This window comes from Pseudomonas sp. LBUM1657 (assembly GCF_059716075.1).
Genome location: NZ_CP166799.1, coordinates 5,243,919 through 5,267,192, shown reverse-complemented (window position 1 = coordinate 5,267,192; position 23,274 = coordinate 5,243,919). Strand labels below are relative to the sequence as shown.

Sequence of the window (23,274 nt, the reverse complement as noted above, 5' to 3'; positions counted from 1 at the left end):
TATGAGTGAAGCGATCAAACAGCCTGTGAGCCCTGAAGGCATTATTCAGATGCAGGGCGTGAACAAGTGGTATGGCCAGTTCCACGTGTTGAAAGACATCAACCTGAACGTCAAGCAAGGCGAGCGTATCGTCCTGTGCGGCCCGTCGGGTTCCGGCAAATCCACCACCATCCGTTGCCTCAACCGTCTGGAAGAACACCAGCAGGGCCGCATCGTGGTCGATGGCGTGGAGCTGACCAACGACCTCAAGCAGATCGAAGCGATCCGCCGTGAAGTTGGCATGGTGTTCCAGCACTTCAACCTGTTCCCGCACCTGACCATTTTGCAGAACTGCACCCTGGCGCCGATGTGGGTGCGCAAGATGCCCAAGCGCAAGGCCGAAGAAATCGCCATGCATTACCTGGAGCGCGTACGCATTCCGGAGCAGGCGCATAAATACCCGGGGCAACTGTCCGGCGGTCAGCAACAGCGTGTGGCGATTGCTCGTGCCCTGTGCATGAAACCGAAAATCATGCTGTTCGACGAACCGACCTCGGCACTCGACCCGGAGATGGTGAAAGAAGTTCTGGACACCATGATCGGCCTGGCCGAAGACGGCATGACCATGCTTTGCGTGACACACGAAATGGGCTTCGCCCGCACCGTGGCTAATCGCGTGATCTTCATGGACAAGGGCGAAATCGTCGAACAGGCTGCGCCGAACGACTTCTTCGATAACCCGCAGAACGAGCGCACGAAGCTGTTCCTGAGCCAGATTCTGCATTGATCGGCACTTGGCAGTGAAATAAACCCGGACGTGTTCCGGGTTTATTTTTGTCTGATATTCGAGATCAGGATGCCTGCACCGTTTCCTGTTCCGGGAAGCGTGCGGCGAGTAGCCGCTTCAATTCAGTGCCTTCGTTCATCGCTTGTATTTCAGCGAGTAAGTGAGGATGACGATCCAACAGGCGCATTAGCGTGAACAAAGCTTGAGGTGGGGGAAGTTCCCCGCGCTCGTATCGTGAAAAGGCGTTGTGACCAGCGCCGGAAAGCAGCTTCACCGCTTCCTTCTGCGTGAGGTGCAGTTTGCGACGGATACGTTTCATCTCGGCGCCCATGATCTGAAAGCAATCTTCGAGTAGCTGATCGCCAGCGTCGGAGTAGCGCTCGGCGCTGTCAGTATCGTTATCGAAAATGATCTCACTGCAGACCTTGCACTCCCAGCCGGCAATATCATGCACCCATCGAGAAACGTTCTTGTAATCGACAGCGAGACTGCGACGTTCGAAATGTTGCATTGCGTCTTGAGCGCCACAACTCATGCATTGCCGCGTATTCATAAGTTCTTCTCCTTGAAAGAGATCACCGGAGGCCCGCCGTTGGGGCAATAGGTCACTTTGATGTAAAGCTCCAGGTCATGAAATGCAGTGTGATAAACGTCCTGCCAATTTCGGTGATCGGTATAGCAAGTCATCGACTTGTAGAGCATCCGGCGCTCCAGTGAGCAAACCGCTTGTTGCATGTCTTGAAGGTTCAGCCCCATGCGCTTGCCCGAACTCATTGCGCTTCCAGTAAAGGCTTTGGCTCCTCGCCTGATGACTTCTTCCTTAACGACCGACAAGTCGTAATGGGGTGTGTTCTTTTCCATAAGAAACCGTAAACCCTATCCCTTAAATTACCCTTAAAGGGTAATTTTGACTAATCGAAAATCCCGCCCAATTTCCCTCCCTATGACCGTAGGCGGTTGCCGTCCTACGTGAAGCTGACTAACATGTCAGAAAATTCATCCTATGATTGGATGAAAGGGCGAATCTTATGTCAGACATTTCTCCGTTAATTAAACGCTCCTTGGTCGACCAGGCCCTGGACCAGTTGCGCCTGCGCATCACCGAAGGTGTCTGGACAGTGGGCCAGCGCTTGCCCAGCGAACCTGAGCTTTCTGCGGAGCTAGGCATCAGCCGCAACACCGTTCGTGAAGCCATGCGCGTGCTGGCGTTCTCCGGATTGATCGAGATTCGTCAGGGTGACGGCAGTTACCTGCGGTCCGTGATCGATCCGCTGGATACCATGAAGGCATTGTCCCGTTGCACCCATGAGCAGGCTCGAGAGACCCGGCACATCCTTGAGGTCGAGGCCATTGGACTGGCCGCGCTGCGTCGCACTGACGAAGACCTGGCGGCGTTGCGCGAAGCGCTGGGCGTCAGTGGCAGCCACTACCACGGCGATCTCGACACCTACATCGCTTGCGACCTGGTGTTTCACCGTCGTCTGGTGGATGCCGCGCACAACCCGACACTCAGCGAGCTGTATCGCTATTTCTCCAGCATTGTCGGCGCGCATTTGCGCCAGACGCTGAACATCAACCCCCGACGCCAAGCGGTGTTTGACCTTCATATCGAATTGCTGGATGCCGTCGAGCAACGCGATCCGGAACGGGCCAAAGCCCTGTCGAGGCAGTTGATCAATGAACCTTGAAACCGAGAAAGCCATGTCCAGCAGCCACAACCACATCACCCCACCCAAGCGCACGGCAGAGCTCGAAGAGCTGCTGATCGACGCCGAGGCCGATGACGAACAGGTCCAGCAAAGTCACCCGCTCCTGCGGCGGCCTTGGCTGTTGTTGCTCGGTCTGATTCTGGTGGCGCTGAACCTGCGTCCGGCGTTGTCGAGCATGGCGCCGATGCTCAGTGAGGTTTCGAAAACCCTCGGTTTGTCGGCGGCCCAGGCCGGTTTGCTGACGACCTTGCCAGTACTCTGCCTGGGCTTGTTCGCGCCCTTGGCGCCGCTGCTGGCACGACGTTTCGGGGCTGAACGCGTGGTGCTGGGCATTTTGCTGATGCTGGCCGGTGGGATCATTTTGCGCAGTTCCTTTGGCGAGATCGGCCTGTTTGCCGGCAGCGTCCTGGCCGGTGCCAGCATCGGTGTGATCGGTGTTTTGTTGCCGGGCATCGTCAAGCGCGACTTCCCCAAACAGGCCGGAACCATGACCGGTGTCTACACCATGGCTCTTTGTCTGGGCGCTGCGATGGCGGCCGGCGCGACCGTGCCGCTGAGCGAGCATTTCGGCAAGAGCTGGGCGTTGGGCCTCGGCTTCTGGGTGGTTCCGGCGCTGGTCGCGGCGATTTTCTGGTTGCCGCAAGTCGGCCAGAAACACGGCGCACATCACGTTGCGTACCGCGTCCGCGGGCTGTTACGTGACCCGCTGGCCTGGCAAGTGACCTTGTACATGGGTCTGCAATCCTCGCTGGCTTACATTGTGTTTGGCTGGTTGCCGTCGATCCTGATCGGTCGCGGCCTGACGCCGACCCAGGCCGGCCTGGTGCTGTCGGGTTCGGTGCTCATTCAGTTGGCCAGTTCGTTGGCGGCGCCATGGCTGGCGACTCGCGGCAAGGATCAGCGCCTGGCGATCGTGATCGTCATGGCGCTGACTCTCGGTGGTTTGTTCGGTTGCCTCTACGCTCCGATCGAAGGTCTGTGGAGCTGGGCGATCTTGCTGGGGCTGGGGCAGGGCGGCACGTTCAGCCTCGCGTTGACCCTGATCGTCCTGCGCTCGCGGGACGCCCACGTAGCGGCGAACCTGTCGAGCATGGCCCAGGGTTTCGGTTACACCCTGGCGTCCATGGGGCCGTTCGCAGTCGGCATCGTGCATGACTGGACCGGTGGCTGGACCGCGCTGGGCTGGATCTTCGGCGTCATCGGCCTCGGCGCGATCCTCGCCGGTCTCGGCGCCGGGCGCTCGCTGTACGTTCAGGTGGAAAGCGAAAAGGTCTGACAACCGCGTACTCTCGGTATTCGGGCCACGAATGCCGATAGTTTTTCACGCCGTTGCAGACTATCGTTCAGGCATCTTTCAAACGATCGGAGCCTGTCCATGAGCGATGCCCACAACGCATTGATCACCCAGTTCTACCAAGCCTTCCAGCGGCTGGATGCCGAGGGCATGAGCGCCTGCTACACCGACGACGTGGTGTTCAGTGATCCTGCGTTTGGCGAACTGCGCGGCCGCGATGCCGGTGATATGTGGCGCATGCTCACCACCCGAGCCAAGGATTTCTCCCTGACGTTCGATGATGTGCGCAGCGATGAACGCACCGGCGGCGCTCACTGGGTGGCGACATACCTGTTCAGCCAGACCGGTAATACCGTGGTCAATGACATCCAGGCGCGTTTCGTGTTTCGCGACGGCAAGATCTGCGAACATCACGACAGCTTTGATATGTGGGCCTGGTCCCGGCAGGCGCTGGGTTTCAAGGGGCTGTTGCTGGGTTGGTCGCCAGCGGTCAGAAACGCCGTTCGCGCTCAGGCCTTGAAGGGGTTGAAGGCATTCCAGGCCAGTCGCTGATAAGATCGCGGCTTGTTTCCTTTCAAGCTTGATCGTCACGTGACCACCCTCAGCGAAATCCCCGTCGACGCCGATACTCCGGTGAGCAAACCCTGGTTCGTCTACCTCGTTCGTGCGGCCAACGGTTCGCTCTACTGCGGGATCAGCGACGATCCCGTTCGCCGATTCGCCACTCACCAGAGCGGCAAGGGCGCGCGCTTTTTTCTTTCCAGCCCCGCGGTAGCATTGGTTTACACCGAGATCTGCCGCGACAGAAGCGAAGCGTTGCGTCAGGAACGGCTGATCAAAAAACTCAAGAAAAGCGCTAAGGAATGTCTGGTGGCGAGTGCTGCCAAGGGCTTATCAATCTGACTGATCAGTTCCCATCAGGCAGACCCTGTAGGCTGCCTATGGATTGCGCGCTAAGCTGGGATTCCTAGTCCGTGCGGCGGAGCCGAGCATGTCAGAGTTGATTCTCCATCATTACCCGACGTCCCCTTTTGCTGAAAAAGCCCGCTTGCTGTTGGGTTTCAAAGGGTTGTCCTGGCGCTCGGTAAAGATTGCGCCGGTGATGCCAAAACCCGATCTGACCGCATTGACTGGCGGCTATCGCAAGACGCCGGTGTTGCAGGTTGGCGCGGATATCTATTGCGACACCGCGCTGATCGCTCGCCGTCTGGAGCAAGAGAAAGCCCTGCCAGCGTTCTTCCCGGAAGGTCAGGAAATGATCGCCGCGACCTTCGCCGCCTGGGCTGATTCGGTGGTATTCCAACATGCGGTCAGCCTGGTGTTTCAGCCGGAATCGATCGCCGTACGCTTCGGCAATCTGTCGCCGGAAACGATCAAGGCGTTCATTGCCGATCGCGCCGGGCTCTTCAGCGGTGGCAGCGCTACACGGTTGTCGGCCGAGCAAGCCCGGCATCAATGGCCGACCATCATGGCGCGTCTGGAGCAACAGCTTCAGCGTGAGCAGGGCGATTTCCTGTTCGGCGAGCCGTCGATTGCCGACTTTGCCCTGGCCCATCCGTTGTGGTTCCTCAAAGCGACACCTGTGACGTCACCGTTGGTCGATGCCTGGCCGGCGGTTTCGGCGTGGTTGGGTCGCGTGATGGGCTTCGGTCATGGTGCGTTCAGCGAGATGACGTCCGAGGAGGCGCTGGAGGTCGCGCGCAACGCCGTGCCAGCGGAATTGCCGGATGAGCAGTTCGACGAGCCAAATGGTTTTGAGGCGGGTCAGCAGGTGGTGATCGCGGCTACCGATTACGGTGTTGATCCGGTGGTCGGTGAGTTGCTGTTTGCGGGCAGCGAAGAATTGATTCTGCGGCGTGAGGACGAACGTGGCGTCGTGGTGCATGTGCACTTTCCGCGGTTGGGCTTCCGCATCGAGGCACGCTGACGGACAACTGTGGGAGCGGTCTTGCTCGCGAAGGCGGTGTGCCAGTCGGCATTATTGGTAACTGATACACCGATTTCGCGAGCAAGCCCGCTCCCACAGTTATTTCAATGCGGCAAGAATCGCGTCCGGGTCATACCCGCGAATCAGCGTCCCGTTCACATCAATGATCGGGATCCCGCCGCCGCCCAACGCCTCATAGGCCTGGCGCGCCTCGGCATCCTTCTCGATATCGAATTCCTTGTACGGAATGCCTTTCTGATCAAGAAAGCGCCGGGTCAATTTGCAGTAGCCACACCATTCAGTGGCGTAAAGCACAACGCTGGCCTTGGCCTGAGTCTGCTCGGACACAACTTGCGACGGGTTAAACACCCGCTCGATCTTGCCCCAGTTCTGATAGACCACGATCACCAGCAGGATCAGCAGACATTTCTTCAGGACGCCGCCGAGCATCAGTTGCGTCGCTTGAGCTGGTCGGTCAGCTGCGTCGGCAGGCCTTTGATGATCAGCGTGCCGGCTTCTTCGTCGTACTCGATCTTCGAACCCAGCAGGTGCGCTTCGAAGCTGATGGACAGGCCTTCGGCGCGACCGGTGAAGCGGCGGAACTGGTTCAGGGTGCGTTTATCCGCCGGGATCTCTGGCGACAGGCCGTAATCCTTGTTGCGGATGTGATCGTAGAACGCCTTCGGGCGCTCCTCATCGATCAGTCCGGAGAGTTCTTCCAGGCCCATGGGCTCGCCCATTTTTGCCTGGCTGCTCGCGTAATCCACCAGGGTCTTGGTTTTCTCGCGGGCGGACTCTTCCGGCAGGTCTTCGCTTTCGACGAAGTCGCTGAAGGCCTTGAGCAAGGTGCGGGTTTCACCGGGGCCGTCGACGCCTTCCTGACAGCCGATGAAGTCGCGGAAATACTCCGAGACCTTTTTGCCATTCTTGCCTTTGATGAACGAAATGTACTGTTTGGACTGTTTGTTGTTCTGCCACTCGGACACGTTGATCCGTGCCGCCAGGTGCAACTGGCCCAAGTCCAGGTGCCGGGACGGGGTCACGTCCAGTTGATCGGTCACTGCAACGCCTTCGCTGTGGTGCAGCAGGGCAATCGCCAGGTAATCGGTCATGCCCTGCTGATAATGCGCAAACAGCACGTGGCCGCCCACCGAGAGGTTCGATTCTTCCATCAGCTTTTGCAGATGTTCCACCGCCACCCGGCTGAACGCCGTGAAATCCTTGCCTCCATCGAGGTATTCCTTCAGCCAGCCGCTGAACGGATGCGCCCCGGACTCGGCGTGGAAGAAACCCCAGGCCTTGCCTTGTTTGGCGTTATAGCTCTCGTTGAGGTCGGCAAGCATGTACTCGATGGCACTCGACTCGGCCAATTCAGAGTCGCGGGCGTGGAGAACTGCAGGTGTGCCGTCGGGTTTTTTGTCGATCAGGTGGACGATGCAATGACGGATCGGCATGGGCTTCTCGGCTGATTGATGAGAGGAGGGCGTGCTCCCCCGAAAAAGCGCCCAGTGTACCGCAACCATTGGTTTTGGCGTGTTGCGAAGGGCAATTGGAGGGTGCGCGCTGGCGCTTATGCTGTTTTTTGCTGGTTTAGAGCAATAAAGCTGACCAAATGGGTAGCTAGAGGCGGATATTTCCCCGTCTCTGTGCTAGTTTTGCCCGGTCTTACGCGAAGTCACTGCGTTAAGCGTGCATTCAGCATTTGTCAGGTCGAACCAAACCCTGATTTCGGTATCTATAACCCCGATCCCGTGGTTATTTGGCCGAGGGTGCCAGATCCAAAAGATAGGGCTCGATGGCTGACACTGCACTCTGCAATCCATATGAATTTGATAGGGAAGGAACACTACATGGCTCTTACTAAAGACCAACTGATCGCCGACATCGCTGAAGCTATCGACGCGCCAAAAACCACCGCGCGTAACGCTCTGGACCAACTGGGCCAAATCGTTGCTGATCAGCTGGAAAACGGCGGCGAAATCACCCTGCCAGGTATCGGCAAACTGAAAGTGACCGAGCGCCCTGCCCGTACTGGCCGTAACCCTTCGACTGGCGCTGCCATCGAAATCGCTGCCAAGAAAGTTATCAAGCTGGTTGTGGCCAAAGGCCTGACCGACGCTGTTAACAAGTAAGACGCAGTAAAAAAACCGTGCTCCGGAGCAATCCGGGCACGGTTTTTTTGTGTCTGCGATTTGAGCGATTGACCCGCAAACACCGCTAAACCAATGTGGGAGCGAGCAAGCCCGCTCCCACATTTGATTTGCGTCGGTCAGTTACTCAGCTTTTCTTTACCCAACGCTCTCGCCAGGTCTGCTGCTCGGATTTGGTCTGGAAGGTCCAGGCGACAAAGCGGCTTTGCTTTTGCCCTTGTGACATCTCCACGACCTGGCTTTCCAGCACGCCGGCCTTTTTCAGCGCCGTCTGGATCGCAGGCAGGTTCGAAGCTTTCGAGACCAGGGTGCTGAACCACAGCACTTTGTGTTGAAAGTGCGCGCTCTCGGCGATTAGTTGCGTCACAAATCGTGCTTCGCCACCTTCACACCACAGTTCTGCCGATTGACCGCCGAAGTTCAGCACCGGCAGCTTGCGTTTCGGGTCGGCGCGGCCCAAGGCACGCCATTTACGTTCGCTGCCCTTGGTCGCTTCGTCCATCGAGGCGTGGAACGGCGGGTTGCACATGGTCAGGTCAAAGCGTTCGCCGGGTTCGAGCAAGCCCAGCAGAATGTGCTTGGGATTGTTTTGTTGGCGCAACTGGATGGCTTTGTTCAGTCCATTGGACTGCACGATGGCTTTGGCGGCGGCGACGGCCGTCGGGTCGATTTCCGAGCCGAGGAAGTGCCAGCGATAGTCGCTGTAGCCAATCAACGGATAGACACAGTTGGCTCCCATGCCGATATCGAGCACCTTGACCGGCGCGCCGCGAGGGATTTCCCCGTCGTTGACGCTGGCCAGCAGGTCGGCCAGGAAGTGCACGTAGTCGGCACGGCCGGGAACCGGTGGGCACAGGTAATCCGCCGGGATGTCCCAGTGGGCCACGCCGTAGAACGACTTGAGCAGCGCCCGGTTGAACACCCGCACTGCGTCCGGGCTGGCGAAGTCGATGCTTTCCTTGCCGTATGGATTGATGATCACGAACTTCGCCAGTTCTGGCGTGGTTTTGATCAGTGCCGGGAAGTCGTAGCGACCCTGATGGCGATTGCGCGGATGCAGGCTGGCCTTCTCGCGCGGTTCCACGGCTTTGGCCGGGGTCGCGGATTCAGGCTTTTTACGCGCAGGTCTTGGTGTGCGGGGGGCGTTCATGGGTGTGATCGATTCGGGTATGGCTGAAAGTGGCGGGTATTGTCCCACACTTGATCGGTGTTGCCTGCGATCGGGTGACCAATGCTGGGCCAATGTGGGAGCGGGCGTGCTCGCGAATGCGGTGTGACAGCCGACATTGATGGCGCATGTAATAAACCGCCTTCGCGAGCAAGCCCGCTCCCACAGGGGATTTGTGGTGTTTGGGGGAAGCGGCAGGCATAAAAAAGGGAGACCACTCGGATCTCCCTCTTTCATAGCGATTTGCCGTTACAGGCTGGCAATCCGCGCATGCTGCTCGGCCAACTTGCCCAAAGCCTGTTCGGCTTCAGCCAGTTTGGCGCGTTCTTTCTCGATGACTTCGGCCGGGGCCTTGTCGACGAAACCGGCGTTGGACAGCTTGCCACCGACCCGCTGAACTTCGCCCTGCAGACGCAGGATTTCCTTGTCCAGACGTGCAAGTTCGGCGTCTTTGTCGATCAGACCGGCCATCGGTACCAGCACTTCCATTTCGCCTACCAGCGCAGTGGCAGACAATGGCGCTTCTTCGCCAGCAGCCAGAACGGTGATCGACTCCAGACGCGCCAGTTTCTTCAACAGGGCTTCGTTCTCGGTGAGACGACGCTGATCTTCGGCGCTGACGTTTTTCAGGAACAGGTTCAGGGGCTTGCCCGGACCGATGTTCATTTCGCCACGGATATTGCGCGTGCCAAGCATCAGGCCCTTGAGCCATTCGATGTCGTTTTCGGCGGCTGGATCAATGCGCTCTTCATTGGCCACTGGCCAAGGTTGCAGCATGATCGTCTTGCCTTCGATACCGGCCAGCGGCGCGAGGCGCTGCCAGATTTCTTCGGTGATGAACGGCATGAACGGGTGCGCCAGGCGCAGAGCAACTTCAAGCACCCGAACCAGCGTGCGACGGGTGCCACGCTGACGTTCGACCGGCGCGTTTTCGTCCCACAGGACAGGCTTGGAAAGCTCCAGGTACCAGTCGCAATACTGGTTCCAGATGAACTCGTACAAGGCTTGGGCGGCCAGGTCGAAACGGAACTGGTCGAGTTGACGGGTCACTTCGGCTTCGGTGCGTTGCAGCTGCGAGATGATCCAGCGATCCGCCAGGGACAGCTCGTAGGCTTCGCCGTTCTGGCCGCAGTCCTCGCCCTTGTCCAGCACGTAGCGCGCGGCGTTCCAGATCTTGTTGCAGAAGTTGCGATAGCCTTCGACGCGGCCCATGTCGAACTTGATGTCACGACCGGTGGACGCGAGCGAGCAGAACGTGAAACGCAGGGCGTCGGTGCCGTAGCTGGCGATGCCGTCGGCGAACTCGTCGCGGGTCTGCTTCTCGATTTTCTTCGCCAGTTTCGGCTGCATCATGCCCGAGGTGCGTTTCTGCACCAGGTCTTCGAGTTCGATACCGTCGATGATGTCCAGCGGGTCAAGGACGTTGCCCTTGGACTTGGACATCTTCTGGCCCTGGCCATCGCGCACCAGACCGTGAACGTAAACGGTCTTGAACGGAACCTGCGGCGTGCCGTCTTCGTTCTTCACCAAATGCATGGTGAGCATGATCATCCGGGCAACCCAGAAGAAAATGATGTCGAAACCGGTCACCAGGACGTCGGTGGAGTGGAATTTCTTCAGGAACTCGGTCTGCTCCGGCCAGCCAAGCGTGGAGAATGTCCACAGGCCCGAACTGAACCAGGTATCGAGAACATCGTTGTCCTGTTGCAGCGCAACGTCCGGCCCGAGGTTGTTTTTGGCACGGACTTCGGCTTCGTCGCGACCCACGTAGACTTTGCCCGACTCGTCGTACCAAGCCGGAATCCGGTGGCCCCACCACAGCTGACGGCTGATGCACCAATCCTGGATGTCGCGCATCCACGAGAAATACATGTTTTCGTATTGCTTTGGCACGAACTGGATGCGGCCGTCTTCAACAGCAGCGATGGCCGGCTCGGCCAACGGCTTGGTGGAAACGTACCACTGGTCGGTCAGCCACGGCTCGATGATGGTGCCGGAGCGATCGCCTTTTGGCACTTTCAGGGCATGGTCGTCGACGCTGACCAGCAGGCCGGCGGCTTCGAATGCTGCCACGATCTGCTTGCGCGCCTCGAAACGGTCCAGGCCTGCGTATTCGGCTGGCAGTTTGCCGTCGACCTCGGTGTTCAGCGTGCCGTCCAGGTTAAACACCTGGGCCGCTGGCAGAACATTGGCGTTCTTGTCGAAGATGTTCAGCAGCGGCAGGTTGTGGCGCTTGCCGACTTCGTAGTCGTTGAAATCGTGGGCCGGGGTGATTTTCACGCAGCCGGTGCCGAACTCAGGATCGCAGTAATCGTCGGCAATAATCGGGATGCGGCGGCCGACCAGCGGCAGCTCGACAAATTTGCCGATCAGGGCTTTGTAGCGATCATCGTTCGGGTTCACAGCGACGGCGGCGTCGCCGAGCATGGTTTCCGGGCGAGTGGTCGCGACGATCAGGTAATCCTTGCCTTCAGCGGTCTTGGCGCCGTCGGCCAGCGGGTACTTCAGGTTCCATAGGAAACCTTTCTCGTCGTGGTTTTCCACTTCGAGGTCGGAAATCGCCGTGTGCAACTTGGTGTCCCAGTTGACCAGGCGCTTGCCGCGGTAGATCAGGCCGTCTTCGTGCAGACGCACGAAAGCTTCTTTAACCGCTTCCGAGAGGCCGTCGTCCATGGTGAAGCGCTCACGGCTCCAGTCGACGGACGAGCCGAGGCGACGGATCTGACGACTGATGTTGCCGCCGGACTGATCCTTCCATTCCCAGACTTTATCGAGGAATTTCTCGCGGCCCAGGTCGTGGCGATTCTGGCCCAGGGCTTCAAGTTGACGCTCCACCAGCATTTGCGTAGCGATACCGGCGTGGTCGGTACCCGGCTGCCACAGGGTGTTGCGACCCTGCATGCGGCGGAAACGGATCAGTGCGTCCATGATCGCGTTGTTGAAGCCGTGACCCATGTGCAGGCTGCCGGTGACGTTCGGCGGCGGGATCATGATGGTGTAGGACTCGCCCGCGCCTTGCGGGGCGAAGTAATTCTCTGACTCCCAGGTGTTGTACCAGGAAGTTTCAATGGCGTGCGGCTGGTAGGTCTTATCCATGCGCGGCGGGACCCTATTGGCATTTATTCAGGAAAAGCCGGCAAGTATAGCGGGGATGTTCCGATGCGCGTAGAGCGAGGTGACAACGGGTGGGAGAAAATTGGTGATCAATTGAGGGCACCAGGGCGATCAGCGCAAATCCTGTGGGAGCGGGCTTGCTCCCACTTGGATTTCGCTTAACTGAATGGCACGCGATAGCGATGTATCAGGCGATGCGATTCAAATCGTTATGGCGTGTCTCCTTCAGGCACAGCACCGCGATCAAGCTGAGCACCGCCGCCCCAGATACATACCCGCCGACATAACCCAAGCCACCCATCGCCACCAGTTTTTGTGCGAAGAACGGTGCCGCCGAGGCTCCGACAATACCGCCCAGGTTGTAGGCCGCCGATGCGCCGGTGTAGCGCACGTGGGTCGGAAACAGTTCTGGCAGCAACGCGCCCATCGGCGCAAACGTGATGCCCATCAGAAACAGTTCGATGCACAAGAACAGTGCCACGCCCCAGGTCGAGCCTTGGGTGAGCAGCGGTTCCATCAAGAATCCGGACAACATCGCCAACACACCGCCGATGATCAGCACCGGTTTGCGTCCGTAACGGTCACTGGCCCAGGCCGACAGCGGCGTGGCGGCGGCCATGAACAGCACCGCAAAGCACAACAGGCCGAGGAAGGTTTCGCGGCTGTAACCAAGGGTCGATACGCCATAACTCAGCGAAAACACCGTCGAGATATAGAACAGCGCGTAGCACACCACCATCGAGCCAGCACCCAGCAGCGTCGGCGCCCAATACTGGCTGAACAGCTCGACCAGCGGGATCTTCACCCGTTCCTGGCGGGCCATTGCGTTGGCAAATACCGGGGTTTCGTGGAGCTTGAGGCGTACGTACAAGCCCACCATCACCAGCGCTGCACTGAGCAGGAACGGAATCCGCCAGCCCCAGGAGCGGAACTGCTCGTCGTCGAGGGTCATGGCCAATGTCAGGAACAGACCGTTAGCCGCCAGGAAGCCGATTGACGGGCCGAGCTGCGGGAACATGCCGAACCAGGCGCGTTTGCCCTTGGGTGCATTCTCCGTCGCCAGCAATGCCGCGCCGCCCCATTCACCGCCCAGCCCAAGACCCTGGCCGAAGCGCAGCACGCAGAGGAGGATCGGCGCCCAGGCCCCGATGCTGTCGTAACCCGGTAGCACGCCGATCAGCGTGGTGCAGACACCCATCAGCAGCAGGGAAGCAACCAAGGTCGATTTACGGCCGATCCGGTCGCCGAAGTGGCCGAACAGCGCAGAACCCAGCGGTCGGGCGAGGAAAGCTATACCAAAGGTGAGGAACGCCGAGAGCATCTGGGCGGTGCCGGATGTCTGGGGGAAGAACACCGGACCGATCACCAATGCCGCCGCAGTGGCGTAGACATAGAAGTCGTAGAACTCGATCGCAGTACCGATAAAGCTTGCCGTGGCCACTCGAGTGGCGGAGTTCGTCGGTTGCGCAGGCGTGGTTTCGGTATAAGTCGTGCTGGTCGTCATGCGGTTATCCCTGACAGTCATGTGCCCCAGTGGAGCGAATTATTATGGTCTAACACCCAGGGATGTGGGCTGAAATACGTCGCTGTTCAAGGTAGGAACAGTCGTCGGTGTGATGCGGATATTGCCGATGGTCTGGCCGGAAGCTGCGGAGTGCGGGATAAGCACATGGTCCGGCGGGGCTTGGGTAAGCGGCTCGATTATAGGAAGGCAGCTATCTATCGAACAAGGAAGAGGTAAAAAAGAGCTAGCGGATGGGGGCGGCGGTGGGAACCGAGCTGTTATGCCATATCAAAACCCGGCTGACGCGATTGTCTTCTGTCTCCAGAATTTCCAGCCGATAACGCCCGATCTTCAGGCACACCGCACTTTCCGGAATCGTTTCCAGCGCTTCGGTCACCAGGCCATTGAGGGTTTTTGGCCCGTCACTGGGCAAGTGCCAGCCGAGGCTTTTGTTCAGGTCGCGTATGGAAGCGGCGCCATCGATTACCAGTCGTCCGTCGGCCTGCGGATGGATATGCGGATTGTCCAGGCTGTGCTGGCTTTCGAATTCGCCGACGATCTCTTCGAGAATGTCTTCCAGGGTCACGATGCCGAGTACTTCGCCATATTCGTCGACCACCATGCCCAGGCGCCGCTGCTGCTTGTGGAAGTTCAGCAGTTGCAGCTGCAGCGGGGTGCTTTCCGGCACGAAGTACGGTTCGTGACTGGCTGCCAGCAGTGCTTCCATGGTCAGGCTCGCATCGGCCAGCAAGTGGCGGATCTGGCGGGTGTTGAGCACCGCTTCGACCTGGTTGATGTCGCTGTGGAACACCGGCAGGCGCGTGCGCTTGTTGTTGCGCAGTTGCTCGATGATGTCCGGGAGGGAGTCGTCGAGGTTGATCCCGTCGACATCACTACGCGGCACCAGAATGTCGTTGACCGTGATGTTGTCCAGCGCGTGGATGCCCGACAGCGGGTGTGGGCGGCAAACGGTGTGTTCGTGATCGTTCTGTCGATCTATCGGTGCTTCGTCTTCGCTCTGTTGCACCACTTTGACTTTGCGGGCGAAAGGTCGCATCAACAACAGGCTGATGCCATTGAGCAGCCAGGCCGCCGGGTAAATGATTTTCAGCGGCGTGCGCAGCAAGGTATTGCCCAGGGCCAGGATCGCATCCGGATAGCGGACGGCGAGGGTGCGCGGCAGGTAATCGGCCAATACCAGTAGAACGGCCCCGGCCCCAAGGCAAGCAGCCCATGGACCGTTTTCCGCCCAGGTGAAAATCGCCAGTAAGGTGCAGATAACCACCACGAGCGCACGGCACAGGGTATTGCAGAAGATCAAACTGTTGAGCGCAAAGCTCAGCTTCGCCACCGGTTTGTCGCTGGAGCGCGAGGCGTTGCGCTGGGCCAGCAAGTGCTGTTGCGCAGCTTCGATGGCGGTAAACAGTGCCGACCATAAAATCAGCAGGGCCACTACTGCAAGCATCGGCCCTATGGGCAATTCGTCCATTAATGCCGCCCGTCAGATGTGCAGGATGTATTCACGGACCAGCTTGCTGCCGAAATACGCCAGCATCAGCAGGCAGAAACCGGCGAGGGTCCAGCGAATGGCCTTGTGTCCGCGCCAGCCGAGACGGTTACGGCCCCAGAGCAGCACGCTGAAGACGATCCAGGCCAGGCAGGCCAGCAAGGTTTTGTGTACCAGATGCTGGGCGAACAGGTTGTCGACGAACAGCCAGCCGGAAATGAGCGACAGCGACAGCAGGGTCCAGCCAGCCCAGAGGAAGCCGAACAGCAGGCTTTCCATGGTTTGCAGTGGCGGGAAATTCTTGATCAGCCCGGACGGGTGCTTGTGTTTGAGCTGATGGTCCTGAACCAGCAGCAGCAAAGCCTGGAACATCGCGATGGTGAACATGCCGTAGGCGAGGATCGACAAGAGGATGTGGGCGAGGATGCCCGGTTCTTCGTCGATGATCTGCACGGTGCCGGCGGGGGCGAACTGCGCCAGCAGCACGGTCGCGGCACCGAGCGGGAACAGTAATATAAGCAAGTTCTCCACCGGTATCCGCGAGCAGGCCAGCAGGGTCAGGGCGATGACCGCTGCGGCAATCAGGCTGGCGGCACTGAAGAAGTCCAGGCCAAGACCGATCGGCGTCAGCAGATGGGCGAACAGGCTGGCGCTGTGAGCCAGCACCGCCAGTGCGCCGAGCGTGACCAGCAGGCGCTTGTTCGCCTTGGCGCCAGTGGCCAGACGAGTGCCCTGATAGAGAGTCGCAGCGGCATATAAGCAGGCGGCGGCGAGGGTGGTAAGCAAGCTGGGTGACAAGGGGAGCATAAATCCTGTTAGGCAAGCCCGAAAGGCGCTGAGTTTGGCATAGAACCCACATCGCACGAAAGACCATGCAACCTGACAGCGAGGTGTCCGCCAGGCGCAGTCTTCGCTATAATCCGCGACCTGCCCACGCCGCAGGCTCGCCGAGCACATGTTGATTCCGGTCTGGGCCGCCATTATCCCGGTCTACACAGGGCCTGAAAGGATCGCGCAATGTTTGAAAACTTAACCGACCGTCTCTCGCAGACGCTGCGCCATGTCACCGGCAAGGCCAAGCTGACCGAGGACAATATCAAAGACACCCTGCGTGAAGTGCGCATGGCGTTGCTCGAAGCCGACGTCGCCCTGCCGGTGGTGAAGGACTTCGTCAATTCGGTCAAGGAACGCGCTGTCGGCACTGAGGTGTCGCGCAGCCTGACGCCGGGCCAGGCCTTCGTGAAGATCGTCCAGGCCGAGCTCGAAAGCCTGATGGGCGCGGCCAATGAAGACCTGAACCTGAGCGCCGTTCCTCCTGCCGTCGTGCTGATGGCCGGTTTGCAAGGCGCTGGTAAAACCACCACCGCCGGCAAACTCGCGCGCTTCCTTAAAGAGCGCAAGAAGAAGTCGGTGATGGTCGTGTCCGCGGACGTTTACCGTCCGGCGGCGATCAAGCAGCTGGAAATGCTTGCGGGTGAAGTCGGCGTTACCTTCTTCCCGTCCGACCTGAGCCAGAAGCCGGTCGACATCGCGCAAGCGGCTATTAAGGAAGCAAAACTCAAATTCATCGACGTGGTCATCGTCGATACCGCCGGTCGCCTGCACATCGATGAAGAGATGATGGGCGAGATCAAGGCGTTGCATGCCGCGATCAACCCGGTCGAAACCCTGTTCGTGGTCGACGCCATGACCGGCCAGGACGCCGCCAACACGGCCAAGGCCTTTGGCGATGCATTACCGCTGACCGGTGTGATCCTGACCAAGGTCGACGGCGACGCCCGTGGCGGTGCCGCACTGTCGGTCCGTGCGATCACCGGCAAGCCGATCAAATTCATCGGTATGGGCGAGAAGAGCGAAGCGCTCGAGCCGTTCCACCCTGAACGCATTGCTTCACGCATCCTCGGCATGGGCGATGTGCTCAGCCTGATCGAGCAGGCCGAACAGACCCTCGACAAGGACAAGGCCGACAAACTGGCCAAGAAGCTGAAGAAGGGCAAGGGCTTCGACCTCGAAGACTTCCGCGATCAGCTGCAACAGATGAAGAGCATGGGCGGCCTCGGCGGCCTGATGGACAAACTGCCGAACATCGGCGGCGTGAACCTGGCGCAGATGGGCAATGCCCAGGGCGCGGCAGAGAAGCAATTCAAGCAGATGGAAGCCATCATCAATTCCATGACCCCGGCCGAGCGCCGCGACCCTGAGCTGATCAGTGGTTCGCGCAAGCGCCGGATCGCCATGGGTTCCGGCACCCAGGTGCAGGACATCGGTCGCTTGATCAAGCAACACAAACAGATGCAGAAGATGATGAAGAAATTCTCCGCGAAAGGCGGAATGGCCAAAATGATGCGCGGCATGGGCGGTATGTTGCCCGGCGGCGGCATGCCCAAGATGTAAAGAATCCGCGCCGGCAGACATGTCGGCGCAGACCCACACGGAAGTGGGATCTCCAGCAAACCCGCACTTGGCGGGAGCTGACTGGCCGTTTTCAACGACGGCTCTATAGCAAATCTTGATGGCGGCCGAAAGACCGTCGGAAAAAGACATTTGCAAAAGTCCGGATATTCCTTAGAATATGCGGCCTTTCGGGCACCTATGCCCGCTGTGCCTTTAGATTTGCAGCACCGACTACAGGAACGATGTTCACATGCTAACAATCCGTCTTGCCCTTGGCGGCTCCAAAAAGCGCCCGTTTTACCACTTGACCGTAACCGACAGCCGCAACCCGCGCGACGGTTCGCACAAGGAACAGGTTGGTTTCTTCAACCCTGTTGCTCGTGGTCAAGAAGTTCGTCTGTCCGTGAACCAAGAGCGCGTAGCCTACTGGCTGAGCGTTGGTGCACAACCTTCTGAGCGTGTTGCTCAGTTGTTGAAGGACGCTGCTAAGGCTGCGGCCTGAGCAATATGAACGCGACGCCAGCCATTGCTGATGATTTGATCGTTATCGGCAAAATCTATTCGATTCACGGTGTTCGCGGCGAAGTGAAGGTCTTTTCCTTTACTGATCCAATTGGAAACCTGCTGGACTACAAAACTTGGACGCTCAAGCGTGACGGTAATGTAAAGCAGGTAGAGCTGGTCAGCGGCCGTGTACATAACGGCAAGTTTCTGGTCACAAAGCTCAAGGGTCTCGATGATCGTGAAGAAGCTCGTCTTTTGGCCGGTTATGAGATCTGCGTGCCGCGTAACCTGTTTCCAGATCTGACCGACGGCGAGTACTACTGGTACCAGCTGGAAGGTCTCAAGGTCATCGACCAACTCGGGCAACTGCTCGGGAAAATCGATCACCTGCTAGAGACTGGCTCGAACGATGTCATGGTAGTCAAGCCTTGCGCTGGCAGCCTGGATGATCGCGAACGCCTGTTGCCCTATACAGAGCAATGCGTGTTGGCCGTCGACCTGGCCGCAGGTGAGATGAAGGTGGATTGGGACGCGGACTTCTAAACGTGGCTAATTTGCGCGTAGAAGTGATCAGTTTGTTTCCCGAGATGTTTTCCGCCATCAGCGACTACGGCATCACTAGCCGAGCGGTGAAACAGGGGCTCTTGCAGCTGACCTGTTGGAATCCGCGAGACTACACAACGGATCGACATCACACTGTGGATGATCGCCCATTTGGCGGTGGCCCGGGCATGGTGATGAAGATCAAGCCCCTGGAAGATGCTCTGGTTCAGGCCAAGGCAGCAGCCGGGGAGGCGGCGAAGGTAATTTACCTGTCCCCCCAAGGCCGTCAACTGACTCAGTCGGCGGTACGCGAGTTGGCGAATCTGGATGCATTGATCCTGATTGCCGGCCGTTATGAAGGCATTGACGAGCGATTTATTGATGCTCATGTCGATGAAGAGTGGTCGATTGGCGACTATGTACTGTCTGGCGGCGAGCTGCCGGCGATGGTCCTGATCGATGCGGTTACACGACTGCTGCCTGGAGCTTTAGGGCATGCGGACTCCGCAGAGGAAGATTCCTTTACGGATGGTTTGCTGGATTGCCCGCACTACACCCGACCGGAGGTGTATGCGGATCAGCGTGTTCCCGACGTATTGCTAAGTGGCAATCACGCGCATATCCGGCGTTGGCGTTTACAGCAGTCCCTTGGTAGGACCTTTGAACGACGCGCCGATCTTCTGGAAAGCCGCTCGCTTTCTGGAGAAGAGAAGAAGCTGCTCGAGGAATACATCCGCGAGCGGGACGATAGTTAACAACGTATCGATGGTAGATCCGACGATTTACCTTAGGAGCACAGCATGACTAACAAAATCATCCTTGCACTCGAAGCAGAGCAGATGACCAAAGAGATCCCTACCTTTGCCCCGGGCGACACCATTGTCGTTCAGGTGAAAGTGAAGGAAGGCGACCGTTCGCGTCTGCAAGCGTTCGAAGGTGTTGTAATCGCCAAGCGTAACCGCGGCGTAAACAGTGCTTTCACCGTTCGTAAAATCTCCAACGGTGTTGGCGTAGAGCGTACTTTCCAGACCTACAGCCCGCAAATCGACAGCATGGCCGTTAAACGTCGCGGTGACGTACGTAAAGCCAAGCTGTACTACCTGCGTGACCTGTCCGGTAAAGCAGCTCGCATCAAGGAAAAACTGGCTTAAGTCCAGCTTCCGATGCAGAAAAAAGCAGCCTACGGGCTGCTTTTTTGTTGCCTGGAGTTTATTGCCCCTACCGTATTGCCCGGTTATGCAGCCCGAGGGCGCGTAATGGTTCCGCGAACGAGCGGGCTATGAAAGACTAGCCGTCAGTTTTCCAGTTGCTTGAGCCTTTATGCCCGCCATCGATCATCCTTTGATAGACCAATTCCTCGACGCCCTGTGGCTGGAAAAAGGCCTTTCCGATAACACTCGTGACGCCTATCGCAGTGATCTCGCCCTGTTCAACGGCTGGCTGCAGGAAAAAGGCCTGGAATTGATCAACGCCGGACGCGAGTTGATCCTCGATCACCTGGCCTGGCGTCTGGAGCAAAACTACAAACCCCGTTCTACTGCGCGATTTCTCTCCGGCGTGCGTGGCTTCTATCGCTATCTGCTGCGGGAAAAGCTGATTGCCGTCGATCCGACCCTGCGCGTCGATATGCCGCAGCTCGGTAGGCCGTTGCCCAAATCCTTGTCGGAAACTGATGTGGAGGCGCTACTGGCCGCACCCGACTTGAGCGAAGCCATCGGTCAGCGAGACCGCGCCATGCTCGAAGTGCTTTATGCCTGCGGCTTGCGGGTAACGGAGCTGATCAGCTTGACGCTGGAGCAGGTCAACCTGCGTCAAGGTGTGCTGCGAGTGATGGGCAAGGGCAGCAAGGAGCGGTTGGTGCCGATGGGCGAGGAGGCGATTGTCTGGATCGAGCGCTACATGCGTGATGCCCGTGGCGAGCTGCTCGGCGGGCGCCCCAGCGATGTGCTGTTTCCCAGCCAGCGTGGAGAGCAGATGACGCGCCAGACCTTCTGGCATCGCATCAAGCACCAGGCCAAGGTGGCAGGGATCGGTAAGTCGTTGTCGCCGCACACGCTGCGACATGCCTTTGCCACGCACCTGCTCAACCATGGCGCCGACTTGCGGGTGGTGCAAATGCTGCTCGGCCATAGCGACCTGTCGACCACCCAGATCTACACCCATGTCGCCCGCGCACGCTTGCAGGATCTGCACGCCAAACACCATCCGCGCGGTTAACCGATCTGCGCGTGATTTTATGTGGGGGCGGGCTTGCTCGCGAAGAGGCCCTGACATCCACCATTAATGCTGCCTGACACACCGCTTTCGCGAGCAAGCCCGCTCCCACATAAAACCCCAGCGTCTTCACGATGCCTTGCATCACCGAGAGTCGGCCCCACGGGCCTTATGTGGTAGGCTTTGCCGGTTTGCACGATGGGCGGTTATGACCCGGTGTTTCGGCACGGGCGTTCTGATCGTCCCATTTGTCCGCCTTCAGGAGTTCTCATGCGTCTGACCCAGATTTTCGCCGCCGCAGCCATTGCGTTGGTCAGCACCTTTGCCGTCGCCGATGACGCGGCCGACAAAGCCATTCGTAAAAGCCTGGAAAACCTCCAGCTCGAAGTTCCGGTAGAAAGCATTTCGGCCAGTCCATTGCCTGGTCTGTACGAAGTCAAGCTTCAAGGCAGTCGCGTGCTCTATGCCAGTGCCGATGGCCAGTACGTGGTCCAGGGCTATATGTTCCAGCTCAAGGACGGCAAGCCGGTCAACCTGACCGAGAAGACCGAACGCCTGGGCGTTTCCAAACTGGTCAACGCAATCCCGATCGCTGAAACCGTGGTTTACCCGGCGATCGGCGAAACCAAATCGCACATCACCGTGTTCACCGACACTACTTGCCCGTACTGCCACAAACTGCATGCCGAAGTGCCTGAGCTGAACAAGCGCGGCATCGAAGTGCGTTATGTAGCGTTCCCGCGCCAGGGCCTCGGCTCGCCGGGAGACGAACAACTGCAAGCGGTCTGGTGCTCGAAAGACAAAAAAGCGGCCATGGACAAAATGGTCGACGGTAAGGAAATCAAGGCCGCCAAGTGCGAAAATCCGGTTTCCAAGCAGTTCGCCCTCGGTCAGTCGATTGGCGTGAACGGTACACCGGCCATCGTTTTGGCTGATGGTCAGGTCATTCCGGGCTACCAGCCTGCGCCACAAGTCGCCAAACTGGCGCTGGACGCGAAATAAATTCGCATCGTCACGGTCAGCCTTTGACGATCATGGTTCGGCGGCATTGTTCGCCGGGCCATTAATAGAGAGCCGCGAGCATGCGGCTGTTACCACGGCCGGCCTTGAGTCGGCCGTTTTATGGGGAGTTCACAGTGAAACCGGTCAAAGTAGGCATCTGTGGGTTAGGGACCGTCGGTGGCGGTACCTTCAACGTACTTCAGCGTAACGCCGAGGAAATTGCTCGTCGTGCCGGGCGTGGAATCGAAGTGGCACAAATTGCCATGCGCACGCCAAAGCCTCAGTTCCAAACGACCGGTATTGCGATTACCACCGATGTCTTCGAAGTGGCCACGAACCCTGAGATCGACATCGTTATAGAGCTAGTGGGCGGCTACACCGTTGCCCGTGAGCTGGTACTCAAGGCCATCGAGAATGGCAAGCATGTGGTCACCGCGAACAAGGCACTGATCGCCGTTCACGGTAATGAAATTTTCGCCAAGGCTCGCGAGAAGGGCGTGATCGTTGCGTTCGAAGCGGCCGTGGCGGGTGGCATCCCGGTGATCAAGGCTATCCGCGAGGGCCTGTCTGCCAACCGCATCAACTGGGTCGCCGGTATCATCAACGGCACCGGTAACTTCATCCTCACCGAAATGCGCGAAAAGGGCCGGAACTTCGAAGATGTACTCGCCGAGGCGCAAGCCCTGGGTTACGCCGAAGCTGATCCGACCTTCGACGTCGAAGGAATCGATGCAGCACACAAGCTGACGATCCTGGCGTCCATCGCATTCGGCATCCCGCTGCAGTTCGACAAGGCTTACACCGAAGGCATCACCAAGCTGACCACCGCTGACGTGAACTACGCCGAAGCGCTGGGCTATCGCATCAAGCATTTGGGCGTGGCCCGCAGCACCTCCGCCGGTATCGAACTGCGCGTACACCCGACGCTGATCCCGGCCGATCGCCTGATCGCCAACGTCAACGGTGTGATGAACGCGGTGATGGTCAACGGTGATGCTGCCGGTTCGACCCTGTTCTACGGCGCTGGTGCCGGCATGGAGCCGACCGCGTCGTCGGTCATCGCCGATCTGGTCGATGTGGTTCGTGCGATGACGTCCGACCCGGAAAACCGCGTACCGCACCTGGCTTTCCAGCCGGATTCGCTGTCGGCTCACCCGATCCTGCCAATCGAAGCCTGCGAAAGCGCCTACTACTTGCGCATCCAGGCCAAGGATCATCCGGGTGTACTGGCTCAAGTGGCGAGCATCCTGTCGGAGCGCGGCATCAACATCGAATCGATCATGCAGAAGGAAGTCGAAGAACACGATGGCCTGGTGCCGATGATCCTGCTGACCCACCGCGTGCTGGAACAGCACATGAACGACGCGATCGCCGCCCTGGAAGCCTTGGCTGGCGTGGTCGGTCCGGTTGTACGGATCCGCGTCGAGCACCTGAACTAAGCCGTTATCGTTCACCGGGCTCGCGTGCGGGCCCGGGTT

General features: G+C 58.8%; 24 protein-coding genes. 15 read left to right on the top strand and 9 right to left on the bottom strand.

What is annotated here, in order from left to right; genetic code table 11:
- Window position 1: 1 nt before the first annotated feature.
- A complete protein-coding gene (locus ACA055_RS24365) occupies window positions 2–766 on the top strand; it encodes an amino acid ABC transporter ATP-binding protein (RefSeq protein WP_008053474.1) in 765 nt (254 codons plus the stop codon).
- Window positions 767–830: 64 nt separating this feature from the next.
- Here the strand turns inward: ACA055_RS24365 and ACA055_RS24360 are convergent, their stop codons facing one another.
- The gene (locus tag ACA055_RS24360; protein ID WP_497680944.1) at window positions 831–1,319 is read right to left on the bottom strand and encodes a type II toxin-antitoxin system MqsA family antitoxin; all 489 of its coding nucleotides are present in this window, start codon (window positions 1,317–1,319) and stop codon (window positions 831–833) included.
- Complete coding sequence (locus ACA055_RS24355; RefSeq protein WP_497680943.1) at window positions 1,316–1,627, bottom strand: type II toxin-antitoxin system MqsR family toxin; 312 nt, start codon at window positions 1,625–1,627, stop codon at window positions 1,316–1,318. The genes ACA055_RS24360 and ACA055_RS24355 overlap by 4 nt, the downstream gene beginning before the upstream one ends.
- 167 nt (window positions 1,628–1,794) lie before the next feature.
- On the opposite strand from ACA055_RS24355, the gene ACA055_RS24350 reads away from it, so the two are divergent.
- The 5 genes from ACA055_RS24350 to ACA055_RS24330 all read left to right on the top strand — a co-directional run bounded on the left by ACA055_RS24350 (window position 1,795) and on the right by ACA055_RS24330 (window position 5,696).
- Window positions 1,795–2,454 (top strand): FadR/GntR family transcriptional regulator, encoded by a 660-nt coding sequence (locus ACA055_RS24350; protein WP_497680942.1) that lies wholly within the window; start codon window positions 1,795–1,797, stop codon window positions 2,452–2,454.
- Window positions 2,444–3,751: a CynX/NimT family MFS transporter gene (locus ACA055_RS24345; protein ID WP_497680941.1), complete on the top strand. Its 1,308-nt coding sequence runs from the start codon at window positions 2,444–2,446 to the stop codon at window positions 3,749–3,751. Before ACA055_RS24350 ends, ACA055_RS24345 begins: the two co-directional genes overlap by 11 nt.
- Window positions 3,752–3,850: 99 nt before the next feature.
- Window positions 3,851–4,321: a nuclear transport factor 2 family protein gene (locus tag ACA055_RS24340; RefSeq protein WP_497680940.1), complete on the top strand. Its 471-nt coding sequence runs from the start codon at window positions 3,851–3,853 to the stop codon at window positions 4,319–4,321.
- A 39-nt stretch (window positions 4,322–4,360) separates the two neighbouring features.
- On the top strand, window positions 4,361–4,672 hold the full coding sequence (locus ACA055_RS24335; protein ID WP_497684480.1) for a GIY-YIG nuclease family protein: 312 nt from the start codon (window positions 4,361–4,363) through the stop codon (window positions 4,670–4,672).
- Window positions 4,673–4,760: 88 nt separating this feature from the next.
- Entirely contained in the window at window positions 4,761–5,696 is a 936-nt protein-coding gene (locus tag ACA055_RS24330) for a glutathione S-transferase family protein (protein WP_497680939.1), read from the top strand.
- A 99-nt stretch (window positions 5,697–5,795) separates the two neighbouring features.
- On the opposite strand, the gene ACA055_RS24325 is transcribed toward ACA055_RS24330, so the two are convergent.
- Both ACA055_RS24325 and yejK read right to left on the bottom strand, forming a co-directional pair.
- Window positions 5,796–6,146 carry a glutaredoxin family protein gene (locus tag ACA055_RS24325; protein WP_497680938.1) on the bottom strand — a complete coding sequence of 117 codons (351 nt, stop codon included), beginning with the start codon at window positions 6,144–6,146 and terminating at the stop codon, window positions 5,796–5,798.
- The gene (yejK, locus tag ACA055_RS24320; RefSeq protein ID WP_007905511.1) at window positions 6,146–7,150 is read right to left on the bottom strand and encodes a nucleoid-associated protein YejK; all 1,005 of its coding nucleotides are present in this window, start codon (window positions 7,148–7,150) and stop codon (window positions 6,146–6,148) included. Before yejK ends, ACA055_RS24325 begins: the two co-directional genes overlap by 1 nt.
- Before the next feature lie 396 nt (window positions 7,151–7,546).
- On the opposite strand from yejK, the gene ACA055_RS24315 reads away from it, so the two are divergent.
- Complete coding sequence (locus ACA055_RS24315) at window positions 7,547–7,828, top strand: HU family DNA-binding protein (RefSeq protein ID WP_007905514.1); 282 nt, start codon at window positions 7,547–7,549, stop codon at window positions 7,826–7,828.
- 145 nt (window positions 7,829–7,973) lie between these two features.
- Here ACA055_RS24315 and rlmF read toward each other — a convergent pair whose 3' ends face one another.
- The 5 genes from rlmF to ACA055_RS24290 form a co-directional block, all read right to left on the bottom strand.
- The gene (rlmF, locus tag ACA055_RS24310; RefSeq protein WP_497680937.1) at window positions 7,974–8,996 is read right to left on the bottom strand and encodes a 23S rRNA (adenine(1618)-N(6))-methyltransferase RlmF; all 1,023 of its coding nucleotides are present in this window, start codon (window positions 8,994–8,996) and stop codon (window positions 7,974–7,976) included.
- A gap of 267 nt (window positions 8,997–9,263) precedes the next feature.
- Window positions 9,264–12,110: a valine--tRNA ligase gene (locus ACA055_RS24305; RefSeq protein ID WP_497680936.1), complete on the bottom strand. Its 2,847-nt coding sequence runs from the start codon at window positions 12,108–12,110 to the stop codon at window positions 9,264–9,266.
- 205 nt (window positions 12,111–12,315) lie between these two features.
- Window positions 12,316–13,632: an MFS transporter gene (locus tag ACA055_RS24300; RefSeq protein WP_497680935.1), complete on the bottom strand. Its 1,317-nt coding sequence runs from the start codon at window positions 13,630–13,632 to the stop codon at window positions 12,316–12,318.
- A 244-nt stretch (window positions 13,633–13,876) separates the two neighbouring features.
- A complete protein-coding gene (locus ACA055_RS24295) occupies window positions 13,877–15,121 on the bottom strand; it encodes a transporter associated domain-containing protein (protein WP_497680934.1) in 1,245 nt (414 codons plus the stop codon).
- 12 nt (window positions 15,122–15,133) lie between these two features.
- The gene (locus ACA055_RS24290) at window positions 15,134–15,946 is read right to left on the bottom strand and encodes a cytochrome C assembly family protein (protein ID WP_497680933.1); all 813 of its coding nucleotides are present in this window, start codon (window positions 15,944–15,946) and stop codon (window positions 15,134–15,136) included.
- Between the two features lie 210 nt (window positions 15,947–16,156).
- Between ACA055_RS24290 and ffh the strand changes: the two genes are divergently transcribed.
- From ffh to ACA055_RS24250, 8 genes are all read left to right on the top strand, one after another.
- Window positions 16,157–17,533: a signal recognition particle protein gene (ffh, locus tag ACA055_RS24285; protein ID WP_497680932.1), complete on the top strand. Its 1,377-nt coding sequence runs from the start codon at window positions 16,157–16,159 to the stop codon at window positions 17,531–17,533.
- 250 nt (window positions 17,534–17,783) lie between these two features.
- The gene (gene rpsP / locus ACA055_RS24280) at window positions 17,784–18,035 is read left to right on the top strand and encodes a 30S ribosomal protein S16 (protein ID WP_007944872.1); all 252 of its coding nucleotides are present in this window, start codon (window positions 17,784–17,786) and stop codon (window positions 18,033–18,035) included.
- Window positions 18,036–18,040: 5 nt separating this feature from the next.
- Window positions 18,041–18,580, top strand: a complete 540-nt coding sequence (gene rimM, locus ACA055_RS24275; protein ID WP_497680931.1) for a ribosome maturation factor RimM — start codon at window positions 18,041–18,043, stop codon at window positions 18,578–18,580.
- Window positions 18,581–18,582: 2 nt separating this feature from the next.
- Window positions 18,583–19,335, top strand: a complete 753-nt coding sequence (trmD, locus tag ACA055_RS24270) for a tRNA (guanosine(37)-N1)-methyltransferase TrmD (protein WP_149419047.1) — start codon at window positions 18,583–18,585, stop codon at window positions 19,333–19,335.
- 45 nt (window positions 19,336–19,380) lie between these two features.
- Window positions 19,381–19,731, top strand: coding sequence for a 50S ribosomal protein L19 (gene rplS / locus ACA055_RS24265; protein WP_003175895.1), 351 nt, complete (start codon window positions 19,381–19,383; stop codon window positions 19,729–19,731).
- 169 nt (window positions 19,732–19,900) lie between these two features.
- Window positions 19,901–20,797: a site-specific tyrosine recombinase XerD gene (xerD, locus tag ACA055_RS24260; protein ID WP_497680930.1), complete on the top strand. Its 897-nt coding sequence runs from the start codon at window positions 19,901–19,903 to the stop codon at window positions 20,795–20,797.
- Window positions 20,798–21,064: 267 nt separating this feature from the next.
- The gene (gene dsbC / locus ACA055_RS24255) at window positions 21,065–21,796 is read left to right on the top strand and encodes a bifunctional protein-disulfide isomerase/oxidoreductase DsbC (RefSeq protein ID WP_497680929.1); all 732 of its coding nucleotides are present in this window, start codon (window positions 21,065–21,067) and stop codon (window positions 21,794–21,796) included.
- A gap of 134 nt (window positions 21,797–21,930) precedes the next feature.
- Window positions 21,931–23,235 (top strand): homoserine dehydrogenase, encoded by a 1,305-nt coding sequence (locus ACA055_RS24250; RefSeq protein WP_497684479.1) that lies wholly within the window; start codon window positions 21,931–21,933, stop codon window positions 23,233–23,235.
- Window positions 23,236–23,274 lie beyond the last annotated feature (39 nt).